The sequence below is a fragment of the Bradyrhizobium sp. USDA 4502 genome (assembly GCF_054063355.1).
Genome location: NZ_JBSSGF010000001.1, coordinates 5,977,948 through 5,991,110 on the forward strand (window position 1 = coordinate 5,977,948; position 13,163 = coordinate 5,991,110).

The 13,163-nt window shown below is 64.4% G+C and carries 10 protein-coding genes; 4 read left to right on the top strand and 6 right to left on the bottom strand.

Annotated features, from left to right (window positions below; all coding sequences use genetic code 11):
- Window positions 1–9 precede the first annotated feature (9 nt).
- The 3 genes from ACVW1B_RS27870 to ACVW1B_RS27880 are packed head-to-tail and all read right to left on the bottom strand — an operon-like array spanning window position 10 to window position 4,665.
- Window positions 10–2,544 (bottom strand): branched-chain amino acid ABC transporter ATP-binding protein/permease, encoded by a 2,535-nt coding sequence (locus tag ACVW1B_RS27870; RefSeq protein ID WP_253606982.1) that lies wholly within the window; start codon window positions 2,542–2,544, stop codon window positions 10–12.
- Entirely contained in the window at window positions 2,541–3,416 is an 876-nt protein-coding gene (locus tag ACVW1B_RS27875; protein ID WP_076826929.1) for a branched-chain amino acid ABC transporter permease, read from the bottom strand. The genes ACVW1B_RS27870 and ACVW1B_RS27875 overlap by 4 nt, the downstream gene beginning before the upstream one ends.
- Before the next feature lie 40 nt (window positions 3,417–3,456).
- Entirely contained in the window at window positions 3,457–4,665 is a 1,209-nt protein-coding gene (locus ACVW1B_RS27880; protein ID WP_456792903.1) for an ABC transporter substrate-binding protein, read from the bottom strand.
- 19 nt (window positions 4,666–4,684) lie between these two features.
- Here ACVW1B_RS27880 and ACVW1B_RS27885 point away from each other — a divergent pair, with 19 nt between their 5' ends.
- From ACVW1B_RS27885 to ACVW1B_RS27895, 3 genes are all read left to right on the top strand, one after another.
- The gene (locus tag ACVW1B_RS27885) at window positions 4,685–5,812 is read left to right on the top strand and encodes a polysaccharide deacetylase family protein (protein ID WP_168855413.1); all 1,128 of its coding nucleotides are present in this window, start codon (window positions 4,685–4,687) and stop codon (window positions 5,810–5,812) included.
- A gap of 55 nt (window positions 5,813–5,867) precedes the next feature.
- Window positions 5,868–7,073, top strand: a complete 1,206-nt coding sequence (locus ACVW1B_RS27890) for an amidohydrolase family protein (RefSeq protein WP_253606981.1) — start codon at window positions 5,868–5,870, stop codon at window positions 7,071–7,073.
- Window positions 7,074–7,199: 126 nt separating this feature from the next.
- Complete coding sequence (locus ACVW1B_RS27895; RefSeq protein ID WP_253606980.1) at window positions 7,200–7,976, top strand: TetR family transcriptional regulator; 777 nt, start codon at window positions 7,200–7,202, stop codon at window positions 7,974–7,976.
- Between the two features lie 52 nt (window positions 7,977–8,028).
- Here the strand turns inward: ACVW1B_RS27895 and ACVW1B_RS27900 are convergent, their stop codons facing one another.
- Complete coding sequence (locus ACVW1B_RS27900) at window positions 8,029–9,621, bottom strand: gamma-glutamyltransferase family protein (protein WP_253606979.1); 1,593 nt, start codon at window positions 9,619–9,621, stop codon at window positions 8,029–8,031.
- A 238-nt stretch (window positions 9,622–9,859) separates the two neighbouring features.
- Here ACVW1B_RS27900 and ACVW1B_RS27905 point away from each other — a divergent pair, with 238 nt between their 5' ends.
- A complete protein-coding gene (locus ACVW1B_RS27905) occupies window positions 9,860–11,425 on the top strand; it encodes a winged helix-turn-helix domain-containing tetratricopeptide repeat protein (protein WP_253606978.1) in 1,566 nt (521 codons plus the stop codon).
- Between the two features lie 230 nt (window positions 11,426–11,655).
- Here ACVW1B_RS27905 and ACVW1B_RS27910 read toward each other — a convergent pair whose 3' ends face one another.
- Together ACVW1B_RS27910 and ACVW1B_RS27915 are read right to left on the bottom strand one after the other, a co-directional pair.
- Window positions 11,656–12,096, bottom strand: a complete 441-nt coding sequence (locus tag ACVW1B_RS27910; protein WP_253606977.1) for a hypothetical protein — start codon at window positions 12,094–12,096, stop codon at window positions 11,656–11,658.
- Window positions 12,097–12,180: 84 nt separating this feature from the next.
- Entirely contained in the window at window positions 12,181–13,161 is a 981-nt protein-coding gene (locus ACVW1B_RS27915) for a WecB/TagA/CpsF family glycosyltransferase (protein ID WP_253606976.1), read from the bottom strand.
- Window positions 13,162–13,163: the final 2 nt, after the last annotated feature.

Below are 13,163 nucleotides of genomic sequence, written 5' to 3' on the forward strand. Positions count from 1 at the left end.
ACCATGGCGTCAGGACGTGAGCACGGCGGTTCGCGGCACGCTACTCCCGTGGGCCTCTCCGCCGAGATAGGCGGCTTCAAGCGAGGGATCCTCCGCGATGATTTCGGCCGCACCGCTCTTCAGGATGGTGCCGGTCTCAAGCAGATAGGCCCTGTCGGCAAGCGCAAGGGCTTGCCCGGCCATCTGGTCGACCACGATCAGGGTCATCCCCTCGACGCGAAGCTGCTCGAACGAGGCGAACAACTCGTCGACGACAAGCGGCGCCAGTCCAAGCGACGGCTCGTCAAGCATGAAGACCTTGGGCGCGGTCAGGAGCCCACGCGCGACTGCGAGCATCTGCTGCTCGCCGCCCGACAAAAGGCCCGCGCGATGGTTGATACGCTCCTTCAGGCGCGGAAAGCGGGCAAACATCGCGTCGATCTCCGCGTCGAGTTCGAGACCCTTGCGTGCGAAAGCGCCGAGCTGCAAGTTCTGCCGCACCGTCAGCTCGGGAAACACCTGCCGTCCTTCGGGTACCAGCACGATGCCGGCCCTGGCGCGGATATGCGCCGGCATCTTGTCGACGCGGGCGCCGGACAGCCGGATCTCGCCGACCGACCGCGGTGGTTCGAGACCGGCAATCGAGCGCATCAGGGTGGTTTTGCCCGCTCCATTGGCGCCGAGTACGGCGATGGCCTCGCCGGGCGCGACGGCAAGGTCGATCCCACCGAGCGCCCGCGACAGGCCATAGAAGGCATCGAGCGTGCGGACTTCGAGCGCCGTGCCTTGTTTCGCCGGGCGCGTCGCGCGGCGCCGCTCACCCGACGGCGCATCGCCGAGATAGGCCTTGCGGACCAGCGGATCGTTGCGGATCGCCGCCGCATCGCCGATCGCGATGCGCTTGCCGCCATCGAGAACGACGATGAGGTCGCTTAGCGACATGATCATCGGCATGTCGTGCTCGACGATGATGACCGCGATCCCGGTCTCCGCGATGCGACGGAGCAGAACCGTCAGCCGCTGCTTGTCGCCCTTCGAAAGACCCGCGGCCGGCTCGTCGAGCAACAGGACCTTCGGACGCAAGGCGAGCGCCCTCGCGATCTCGACCAATCGCTTCTCGCCATGGGGCAGCGCGTCCGCGCGTCTGCTCAAATCGCCGTCGACACCCGCAAAGCGCAACAGCGACCGCGCAAGGCGCTCCTGCGCGTCATTGTGCAGCGCGGACACGATGTTACCGAGCTTGCCGGCCGTCGCCGCCAGCAGGACGTTCTCGATGATCGAGAGCGAACCGAAGAGCTGCGTCGTCTGGAACGTTCGCGCCACTCCGACACGCGCAAGCTGGTGCGACGGCAAGCCGGTGACGTCGCGGTCGCCAAGCTTCACGGTGCCGGATTTCGGGCGGTAGAAGCCGCAAAGCAGATTCAGCGCGCTGGTTTTCCCCGCACCATTGGGGCCGATGACGCTGGTCACTGTGCCGGGTTCGGCGGTAAACGAGACGTCCTGCACGGCGCGGACACCGCCGAACGAGATCGAGAGGTTTGCGACGTCAAGACGCGACACGCTGCTGGTCCCGATGCCGAGGTCGGCGACCGGTTCGACGCCCACCGCGCCCGTATCGGCCTTCGATCCCGTCGGCAGGAACCTTGCCGCGAATTGCTCGATCAGCCCCATGATGCCCGAGGGCGCGACCCGCAGCACGGCGAAGAGCAGCACGCCAAAGGCAAGCAGACGATACTCCGCGAGATCGGACAGCATTTCCGGTAGCAGCACGACGAGCGCCGCCCCGATCACCGGCCCCAGCGCCGAGCCGGCGCCGCCGACCATGACGCCGAACAGCAGCAGGATCGATTGCAGAAAGGGAAACGAACTCGGACTGATATAGCCCTGGAGGGGCGCAAATAACGCCCCCGCCAGTGCCATCGCTGCGGCCGAGATGATGAACGCCACGGTGCGGACCCGCACGAGATCAATGCCGATCGAGCGCGTCGCAACCTCGGTGTCGCGGGCGGCACGCATGGCGTAGCCCCAGCCGCTGCGCTTCAAGCACTCGAACAGGATGAGGCCGGCGAACACCAGCACGATGCCCGCGATCGCCAAATGCCGCTCCGACAGCGGAAAGCCGAACACCTGCGGCGGCGCGGTCAGGATCAGGCCGTTGCCGCCGCCCGTGAGGTCGCGCCACTCGATCGTGCCGTGCTCGACGATGAAGCCGAAGGCGATTGTCACCATCGCGAGATATGGACCTCGCACACGCAAGGCCGGCATGGCGAGCAGGCCACCGACGACGCTGACAAGAGCAATCGCTGCAGCCGTCGCCGCAAGATAGGGCCACCCTGCCTTCTCCATCAGGAGCACGGTCGTATAGGCCCCGATCGCCATGAAACCGATGTGGCCGAGCGAGATCTGCCCTGCGAGACCGAGCAGCACGTTAAGGCCGATGCAGGCGATCGCCGTCAGCGAGATGGTCGCGACCAGGAACACGCCGTAGCTATCGGCAACGGCGGCATAGAGGATGGCGGCCGCGAGTGCCGCGACGGCGGCGAGAATGGAGACGCGAGAGGTCATACCTTTTTCACTCCGGCTCGGCCGAGCAGCCCGTGGGGGAGGACGACAAGAATCGCGATCACCGAGGCGAACGTGATGATCTGGGTGTAGACCGATCCCAGATAGTTGGTCGCGAACACCTCGATCAGGCCGAGACAGAGCCCGGCCAGCATCACGCCCCAGGCGCTGCCGAGGCCGCCGATGATCGCCGCAGCGAAGGCCTTGATGCCGAACAGCGTGCCCATTTCGGAGGACACGTTGAACAGGGGCGCGATCAGCAGCGCCGCAACCCCGGCCAGCATCGCCGAGACCGCGTAGCTTGCCGCGATGGCGCCGCTGACGTTGATGCCCATCAGCCGCGCTGCGTTCGGGTTCTGGACCACCGCGAGCATGGCGACGCCGTGACGCGTTCGGCGACTGAGTAGATGAAGTGCCAGCGCCAGCAGCAATCCGACCACGGGAATCAGGAGCTGCAACGGATAGACCCCCGCGCCCTCGACGATCTGGATCGGCTTGGCCGCCAGGACGGACGGAAAGCTGCGCGGCTCCTTGCCGAAGACGAACATCATCACGTTGTCGACGATGATGCCGACCGCAACGGTCGCCATCAGCCAGTTGTCGGAGCCACGCTGCACGAACGGCCGAACGGCAAAGCGCTCAATCAGCAGGCCGTAGACCGCGCAGACGAGCAGAACGGCGGGAATGCCGGCCGCGGCCGGCCAGCCCCACAGCACGAGGAAGAAGTAGCCGGCAACGGCTCCCAGGGTCATCGAGCTGCCCTGGGAGAAATTGACCGTGCCGGAGACGGCATAGGTGACGTGGAAGCCAAGCGCAAGCAGCCCGTACATGCTCCCGAGCGCCAGTCCTGTTATCACCGCGGGAAGAAATGACATCGATGACTACCCTGCTTGTTTGTCGGACGATCTCGCGCGGTCAGTTCCGCGCGAACGGCATGATGTGGTTGTCCTCGAACCGCGCCCAGATGTAGTCGCCCGCCGTCAGCGCATCGTGCTTGTCCTGCGCGAACGGCTTCTCGTAAGTCTTGATCAAGCCATCCACGCGATCGATGGCGTAGAAGCCGTCACGGACGGCGGTCGGTTCGGTGTCACCGGCCTTTTCGATCGCTCGCGCAATGACCAGGATGGAGTCGTAGGCGTTGGCGACGCCAACCGCCGGCGTCACGTCCGCAGGCCCCTTGATGTCCGAATACTTCGCCTGCAGGGCCGACATCACCCGCTTGCCGACCGGCGACAGGTTGCCGAAGAAGCTGTAGGTCTGGACGAAGATCACGTTCTCCGCGCTCGGCCCGGCGAGCTCGGTGAAGCGGCCGCCGGCCGGCCCCCAATGCGAGACGATCGGCGGCGCCCAGCCCATGCGGTCGAGCGATTTCACCACCTGGGAGGACGGTCCGACATTGCCGACCAGGTAGAGCGTATCGGCGCCTGCCTGCTTCAGGCGCGACAGTTGGGAAACGACATCGACGTCGTTGCCTTCGAACTTCTCGACGCCGGCAGGCTCGATTCCTGCGGCCTTCAATGCCGCCTTCAGGCCATGCTCGTTCGACTCGCCCCAGGGATTGTTGACCAGGATGAGCCCGGGCTTCTTCGCATTGTAGGTCTTGCGCGAAAACTGGACGATCGCCTTGTCGACCTCATCGTCCATGGCCGAGACGCGGAACACGTAGTTGGACGGCGCGCCGTTCCGCGTGATGTTGGTCCCGGCGGCCCACGGCACCACGAACGGCACCTTGACGTTGTTGACGAACGGCACGATGGCAAGCTCGACCGGCGTGTCGAGGCCGCCGACCAGGACCGCGACCTTCTCGCGCTGAATCAGCTCGCGTGCGGCGATCAGCCCTTTGGCCGGATTGCTCTCGTCGTCGCGGCGGACGAGCTCGAGCGGACGTCCAAGCACGCCGCCCTTTGCATTGATTTCCTCGATGGCGATCGTCGCTCCGCGGGTGAGCGCCTCGCCGGCGCGCGCCGACTGTCCCGACAGGGCGGTCACCAGGCCGATCTTGATCGGTTCGGCCGCGCGCGCGCCGGACGCGAACGGCAACGCGGCCAGCAGGATCGTCGCTGCGGCGCGCCAAGCCGGCCAACGACGCGCAGGTCCGGACGAGACTATGCTCCTGAAGTTCATGTTCGGTGTTCCTCCGCTGATGGCGGCCTCGGCATCGAAGCCGCCAGTTCCTCCGCTGCCGCTTATGCGCGGACTTGACGGAAGTAAAAACTTTCTTCAAAAATATTCCGATGTCAAGCGAGCGATCAACCGCGCGGGGAAAATTCCGATGGACCCAAGGAATGTCGAGGCCGGCGACGTGTTGATCTCGATCGCGGAAGATGGCGACCGCCTGTCGCGCAGGGAAGCCGTGCTGCGCTCGGATTCTGTCGGACCGGTCCTCGCCGCTCACGGACGCTATCGCTACAGCGCGATCGGGCAACGCCCGGATTTCAATTGGCCGCAAGGGCGGCGGCTTGCCGTCTACGTCGGTCTCAACCTCGAGCATTTCGCATTCGGCGACGGGCTCGGTGCCGAGCTCTGCCCCGGCGGTCCGCATCCGGACGTCCTCAACTATGCCTGGCGCGACTATGGCAACCGTGTCGGCGTGTGGCGCCTGATCGAGCTGTTCGACGAGCTGAAGCTGCCGCTGTCGGTGCTCGCAAACAGCAGCATCTATCACTACTGCCCTGAAGTCATGGAGGCATTTCGCGCCCGCGGCGACGAAATTGTCGGTCACGGCCGCACCAATTCCGAGCGCCAGGGTGTGCTTGCGCCCGACGAGGAGCGGCAATTGATCGCGGAAGCGACCGATGTCATCGCGCGAGCCGAAGGGCGGCCGCCGCGCGGCTGGCTGGGGCCCTGGATTTCGCAATCACAGGTCACGCCCGATCTGCTGGCCGAAGCAGGCTACGAGTACCTGCTCGACTGGTGCATGGACGATCAGCCGGTGTGGTTCTCGACGCGGAACGGCGGCCGCATCCTTTCAGTGCCTTATCCGCAGGAGTTGAACGATATCCCTTCGATCGTCGGTCGCAAGGACTCCGGCGAGCAGTTCGCCGCCATGATCACCGAGACGTTCGAGGAGATGCTGGCACAGTCGAAAAGGCAATCGCTCGTCATGGGAATTGCGTTGCACCCCTATCTGGTCGGCCAGCCGCACCGCCTGCGTCCGCTGCGGCGCGCCCTGCAGACAATCCTGGCGCGGCGTGACGAGATCTGGATCACCACCGCCGGAGGTATAGCCGCATTCTCGCGCGCGCTGCCCGATGGCATCGTCCCAACATGATGAAAACAAATCGGGCCCCGATCGCTTCGCCGTTGCGACGAACCGGAGACGACCAGTGAGCACTGCCGACACGCTGTTTCGAAACGCCCGATTGGTCGATGGGCGCACCGTCGATATCGCCGTGCGCGATGGCCGCATCACCTCGATCGCGTCGCAATCGCCGGTCGCGGCCGGCGAAACCCTTGATCTGGCCGGACGCCTGGTGTTGCCGGGGCTGGTCGATGGTCATATCCACCTCGACAAGGGCTTCGTCGGCGACGATTGGAAGTCCCACCGCCCCTGCACCGCCGGTTTCAGCGTGCGCGAGCGCGTCAAGTTCGAGAAGGAGGCGCTTGCCGGCGCGAGGCCGATTGCGGTGCGGGCGGCCGCGCTGATCGACCTCTGCGTCGCGCACGGCACGACCCGGATGCGCAGCCACGTCGATATCGACCTTCAGGTCGGGTTGCGCAATCTCGAGCAGGTCATGGCGGCGCGTGACGCGCACCGCGACAAGGTGTCGGTCCAGATCGTCGCCTTTCCGCAAAGCGGCATCGTGACGTCGCCGGGCGTGGCCGGATTGCTCGACGAGGCGGTTCGCGCCGGCGCGGACCTGGTCGGCGGCCTCGATCCGGCGGGTTACGATGCAGACATCGACGGGCATCTCGACGTCATCTTCGGCATTGCCGACCGGCGCGGGGTCGGCATCGACATTCACCTGCATGACGGCGGCTTGCTCGGTATCTTCGAGATCGAGAACATTGCACGCCGGACGAAGGCCCTCGGGCTCGGCGGCAAGGTCACGATCAGCCATGCCTATGCGCTCGGCGAGGTGCCGCGTGACGTCGTTCAGCGCACCGCGCAGCTGCTCGCCGAGGCCGGGGTCGCGATTTTGACCAACGCGCCCGGAGCGCATGCGTTTCCGCCGGTGTTGCTGCTGCGCGATGCCGGCGTCAATGTGTTCGCTGGCAATGACAACATCCGCGATTCCTGGTGGCCCTACGGCGACGGCGACCTCCTGGAGCGCGCCATGATCGTCGGCTACCGCTCCGGCTTCAGCACCGATGCCGACCTGGCGGCGGCCTTCAACATGGTGACCACCAACGCCGCGCAGGCACTCGGCCTCCCGGACTATGGGGTGGCCGAGGGCGCGGCGGCGGACTTCGTCGTGATCGACGCCCAGCACGTGCAAGAGGCCGTGGTGGCCCGGCCCAGGCCGCGCGACGTCTACAAGAATGGGCGCCTCGTCGCGCATGGCGGCACGGTCGTGACGTCGGCGCGTTGATGTGGATGTGGAGACCGGAACATCGGGAAGGTTACCCCTTGACGAGCCACCGCAATAGCGATCTCAATCCCGCGAGCCTGCACGGCAGGGCCCCGCATCCCGTTGAACATGATGGGCGGGGGCATATTGTCCGCGCTGGGCTCGTACAACCTGAGAAAAGCTTGTCCCGTGACTGAAACGACAGCATCGACCAACCCGGCCCGCAGCGCCACACGCGGCAGACGGGCACGCGATTCCGCGTTGACCAAGGAAGCGATCCTGCAGGCGGCGACGTTCGAATTCTGCCGCAACGGCATTGGCGGAGCTCGGGTTGAAGCCATCGCGAAGCGCGCCAAAGCCAACATGCGGTTGCTGTACGCCTATTTCGGCGACAAGAACGGCCTTTATCTCGCCGTGCTCGAACACGTCTACACCGAGATCCGCGCGGCCGAACAGCAACTCAAGCTCGACGACCTCGATCCGGTCGCGGCCATGCGCGAGCTGATCAACTTCACGTTCACCTTTTTCGGAGCGCACCAGAACTATATTGCCCTGATCAACAATGAGAACCTGCAGCGTGGGCGTAACCTGCGCAAATCGCGCAAGATCGCCGACCTCACGCTGCCCTTGGTCGCGAGCATCGAAAATATCCTTCGCCGGGGCCTTGCGGTCGGGCTGTTCCGCAGCGACGTCGATCCGGTTCAGCTCTACGTCACGATCACGGCCATGAGCTATTTTCATGTCTCCAACCGCTACACGCTGTCGGCGATGTTCGACAAGGATCTGGGAGAGCCCGACTGGCTGGAGAAGCGTCGCCATCACGCGCTTGACGTGATCATGACCTGGTTGACGGCGACGGCGGCCGCAAGCGAGGGAAAACGGAAACCGTCCGCAGCCAGAACACCGGCGGGCGCCGCACGCTAGCTCACGCGCGGCAAATTCCGAACAGCCTGCGGGTGAGCGCTAGGTGCTCGCTTCACCGGGCGGCGACAACGCCGTCGCTGCGGGGATCGCTGGCACCCTCGAGCAGTCCATCCGGGTGCCAGACGATTGCGCCGGCGTGGCCCATGAATTCCTCGAACGCCCCGACCATCTGGATGTCGTGGCCGAGCGCCCGCAGCGCGTCGATGACGGCAGGATCGAAACGCGATTCGATCTTGAGATTGTTGTTCTCCTCGCCCCATGTGCGACCGAGCAGCCAGCGCGGCGCGGTCACTGTCGACTGAAGGTCCTGACCGTGCAATGCGTAGCGTGTGAAGATCGCCGCCTGGGTTTGCGGCTGCCCTTCGCCGCCCATCGTGCCGTAGGACAACAGCCGGCCATCGCTGAGTTCAGCCATTGCGGGCTGAATGGTGTGGAACGGCAGCCGCCCAGGTTCCAGGCGGTTGATGTCGGCCTCGGCGAGACCGAAGCTCGTCCCACGGTTCTGCCAGGTGACCCCGCTTTGGGGCAGGATGATGCCCGAGCCGAACTCCCAATAGATGCTCTGAATGAAGCTGACGCTAAGGCCGTTCCGGTCGGTCGCAGCGAGCCAGACCGTATCGCCCTGGGCCGGCGGGTCAGGCCAGCGCGCTGCATGATCGACGGCGACGGTCTTTTCGAGCGCCGCAATGGACTCGTCGGTGAGAAACTCGGCCGCCGACCGCGCCATGTAGTCGGGATCGGTCACGTAGCGATTGCGGATGCGGAACGACGCCTTCGTGCTCTCGACCAGCCGGTGCAGATGATCGACCCCGTCCGCCTCCTTCGCCATGCGCCGGGCATAGAGCGCAAGAATCAACAGCGAGGCCAGGCCCTGCGTCGGCGGCGGCATATTGAACACCTTGTGCCCGGCCACATCGACCGACAGCGGTGTCACCAGCGCGGCTTGATGCTGCTCCAGATCGGATAGGTGGAGCGGGCTGCCGAGCCGTTCGAGATCAGCGGCCATCGAACGCGCCAGGTCGCCGCGATAGAAATCGGAAAGGCCGGCTTGCGCCAGCTGCCGCAACGTGGCCGCGACGCGCGGCTGCCGCAACCGTGCGCCGACTGCAAGCGGATTGCCCTGCGGCAGATAGACCTCGGCAAAGCCAGGCACATCCTGCAGTTCAGCGCGCTTCTTCGTGGTGTTGTCGTGCAGGGTCTGGGTCACGGCGACGCCATCGGCGGCATAGCCGATCGCAGGTTCGAGCAGCCGCGCCAGCGGCATGCGCCCCCCATGGCGATCGCGGCTGAGCTCATAGGCCTTCTGCCAGCCATCGACGGTCCCGGCGGCGGTGAGTGCCGCGAGCGGTCCGCGGCTTGGGATGGTGCTGCAGCCATGCTCGCGATACCAGGCGCGGCTGGCGGCCTTCGCCGACCGTCCGCACGCCTGGATTCCGACAGGTGCAGAGCCCGCCCGGCCGACCAGCCAGAAGCTGTCGCCGCCGAGGCCGTTCATATGGGGATAGACCACCGCGATCGTGGCGGCGGACGCAATCATCGCCTCGACCGCATTGCCGCCTTCGGAGAGGACGGCGAGCCCGGCCTGCGCCGCAAGGTGATGCGGCGCGGTCACCATTCCGCTATAGCTTCGCTTGGTCTGCAGCATCAACGCGTTCTCCGAAAGCAGCAGCTTGTAATAATATTCTTACTTACATTGTCAAGCGACCGTCGCCTCGCCGCGGCGGCGCGAACGGCTGGCGGAGGTGCCGCGCGAGGTGGATCAAGGCGAAAGCGGAAATCGGTCGCGCAAAGCTGCGCGTCAGCGGCAGCGGGGCGGGTCGCCGAATTCCCGGAGGCCCTGAATCTGTTCCGAAAAAGATGCAAAAAATGTAGTCTCCCGAACCATGGCGACGATCCACGAATTCGGCCCCTACCGCCTCGACGCGGAAGCCGTGATGTTGTTTCGAGAGTCCGAACCGGTCGCGCTCGGGCGGCGCGCGGTGACGCTGCTTCGCCTGCTTGTCGAGCAGGCCGGAACGCCGGTTTCCAAGGACACATTGATGCAGGCGGCGTGGCCGGGGCTTGCGATCGAGGAGAGCAACCTGACGGTGCAGATCGCTGCTCTGCGGCGGGTATTTGCCGACGTCGAGGGCGGTGCGACCTGGATCGAGACCCTGCCGCGCCGCGGCTACCGTTACGTCGGGCCACTGGTCGCTGCCGAATCCGGCGCCGGCCTGCCCACCTCGCCGGCACCGACGGTGCCGGATGGGCCGTCGCTTGCGGTGCTGCCGTTCTCGAATCTTAGCGGCGATGCCGCGCAGGAATATTTTTCCGACGGAATCACGGCAGACATCATCGCCGAACTGTCGCGCTTCCGCTCGCTGTTCGTTGTCGCCCGCCACTCCAGCTTCGCCTACAAGGGCAAGACGCCCGAGATCAAGCAGGTCGGCCGCGAACTCGGCGTCAGGTACGTGGCCGAAGGAAGCGTGCGCAAGATCGGCAGCCGGATGCGGGTGACCGTCCAGCTTCTCGATGGCGCCAGCGGTTACAATCTCTGGACCGAGCGCTACGACCGCGAACTCGAGGACGTCTTCGCCCTGCAGGACGAGATCGTCCGCGCAATCGTCGCAGCCCTTCCGGGCCGGCTCGAGGACGCCGGCCGCGAGATCGCCAGACGCAAGCCGACCCCGAGCATCACCGCCTATGACCTGGTTCTGCTGGGCAACGAGCGGTGGCGTCAATTGACGGTGAAGGGCATGGCGGAAGCCAGGCAGTTTTTCCGGGACGCCGTCGCGCTCGATCCGCAATATGCCCGCGCTCACGTCAACATAGCCTGGACGATCGTCTGCGACGTGTTTCTCGAATCGCCCGGCACGGCGAAGCTCGACGACGCGTTGAGCGAGATCGAGACCGCGCTCGACATCGACGGCGGCGACGCCTGGGCCCATGGCGTCTTCGCGCAATTGCTGTTCCTGCGTCGCGAGGACGCCAAGGCCGAAATCCATTTCAGCCGGGCTCTCGCGCTCAATCCAAACGACGCCGACGTCGCCGCCGTTTTCGCGAACATTCTGGTCTACTGGGGACGGTGGCGAGAGGCCCTCACATGGATCGGTGCGGCCAAACGACTGAATCCCTTCCCGCCCAATCTGTACCACTGGTACCACGCGCTCGCGCTCTATTCGGGGCGCCAGTACGATGAAGCAGTCAAGACGCTGATGGAGGCACGATCCCCCGACCGCTGGTCGCACAGTCTGCTTGCCGCCTGTTATGCGCAGATGGGTCGGCTCAGCGAAGCGCGATCCGAAGCCGAAGCGTTCGTCACGGAACGTTGTCGAGAAATGAGCGCGAACGGCGCAACGCCGCCAGCGAACACCCTCGATCTCGTTCGAGCACGGGCCGAAAGGTACAGAATTTCTGCCGAACGCGAGCACTTCCTCGACGGCTTGCGCAAAGCCGGCCTATCGGGCTGAGCCGTAACGAGGATCACAACAGGCTGTTCGAAATTGACCGACAGCGGTGCTCCGCCTCGGCTTGCTTCAACCTCAAATTTCTGAGCCGCCGCTGCTGTCCGGATTGTGCAATGGTGGAGGATCGACGCTTGGCGTGGCGAAATTCGTAGCCCGTGGTAGCGGGGGAGCGCTGCCGCCATTCCCAACACTCAGAAAAACGCCTCCAATGCGCGCTGTGCGGAAGCAGCTCTTTATAGAGGTCGAGGACGAAGGGCGTCCCCGCGGAAAACCGCAGCCTCCGATCTTTGAATCTTTTGGATCTGGCCTGGGATCAGCTCAATCTGAGGAGATCGAGCATTGGAAAACTCCATGAAGGCGTCTGCGGTTTCGAATATTTGATTCACGAGCCCGCGATGCTCTGGTTCAATGATGGAGTAAATGTCGGGTTTGTCGCACCTCCACCATCCTGACCATAGTTCCGCTTTCTTCTCATTGGGATCAAAAATAAGGATGAGCGCCCCTCCGTCTTCATAGATAAGCTCGGCGGGCACGCAGCCGTGTTTGATCAGCGTTTGCAGAACGTGGCAGAACTCATACCCAAATACGTACACATCAGGCTTTAGCTTAACGACGATGGGTTGGTCTGCGTTATCGTACCCGAAGGAATCGGTACTGCTTGGCGGTTTAATCACTTTGATGCTTCCCGCGCTTGCGCCATGAGGCTAATCGCTGAGCTGCCTGCTTGGGTCAGTGATCCTGGTTGGTCAGCCGATACATCAGGCGCTCACCTCGATACCCTTGAGGGCATTAGCCGACCGTGCCCGACGCTCTGAGATACGTCGCTCTATGCCGCGCCGGCGATCGGGCATCGGAAGCTGCGAATCCCGCACGTTGCTCCTTCGCCTGACAAGAATTCGCCGATCAGCTACCCTGCGTTCCGTACCCACTTTTCGGTCGTCTCTCCGCACCACGCTTGCCGATCCGGCGATCGCTCTTCCCGGACGGGCGGCGTAAGCCCTGCGCGCCACCACTTCGCGGAGCGCCAGCCAGATGAACTCGCTGTTGGTGGAAAGATATCGCCGCCATAATTTGCGCGGCTCCATCATCAGGCGCCAGAACCACTCGAGACCGAGCGATTGGAATAGCCGAGGAGCGCGCCTGATAAAGCCGGCCAAGACGTCGAAGCTGCCGCCGACCCCCAGGATGACGGGAACTTGCAGCCGATCCCGATAGCGTTCGCTCCATACCTCCTTGAACGGGGACGGCAAGCCGATAAAGAGAATGTGGGCGCCGCTGGCTCGTATCTCATCGACGATAATTTCGTGCTCGTCCGGACCGAAGTAGCCGTTCCGAAAACCAGCGATCTTCAGCTGCGGAAAGCGCGCCTCGCAGACGCACACGAGCTTTTCGACGACTTGCTGGTGCGCCCCTAGAAAATAGACACAAAGTCCGTTGGACGCGGCCCCCCTTAAAAGTCCTTCCATCAGATCGATGCCGGCCACGCGTTCCGGCATGTGTTGACCTGACGCTCGTATTGCCCAAACCACCGGCATACCGTCCGCCACCGTCATATCGGCCGCGGAACATGCGTGCGCCAACTCCACGTCTCGCCGCATCATGCAGAGATGCGACGCATTGATCGTCATCACGACGTGAGAACTGTTCGAGCGGCGACAGATATCGACACAGCGCTGCGCCGCCTGATCGAGCGTAACCGCATCAAATTCGACGCCCAATAGGCTCGCGTGTTGCTTCATCT

What these genes read in the sequence shown, in the direction of transcription:
- ACVW1B_RS27875 (WP_076826929.1), bottom strand. Translation starts at nt 3,416, where the DNA reads ATGTCATTTCTTCCCGCGGTGATAACAGGACTGGCGCTCGGGAGCATG.
- ACVW1B_RS27900 (WP_253606979.1), bottom strand. Translation starts at nt 9,621, where the DNA reads ATGCTGCAGACCAAGCGAAGCTATAGCGGAATGGTGACCGCGCCGCAT.
- ACVW1B_RS27885 (WP_168855413.1), top strand. Translation starts at nt 4,685, where the DNA reads ATGGCGGCCTCGGCATCGAAGCCGCCAGTTCCTCCGCTGCCGCTTATG.
- ACVW1B_RS27870 (WP_253606982.1), bottom strand. Translation starts at nt 2,544, where the DNA reads ATGACCTCTCGCGTCTCCATTCTCGCCGCCGTCGCGGCACTCGCGGCC.
- ACVW1B_RS27905 (WP_253606978.1), top strand. Translation starts at nt 9,860, where the DNA reads ATGGCGACGATCCACGAATTCGGCCCCTACCGCCTCGACGCGGAAGCC.
- ACVW1B_RS27915 (WP_253606976.1), bottom strand. Translation starts at nt 13,161, where the DNA reads ATGAAGCAACACGCGAGCCTATTGGGCGTCGAATTTGATGCGGTTACG.
- ACVW1B_RS27880 (WP_456792903.1), bottom strand. Translation starts at nt 4,665, where the DNA reads ATGAACTTCAGGAGCATAGTCTCGTCCGGACCTGCGCGTCGTTGGCCG.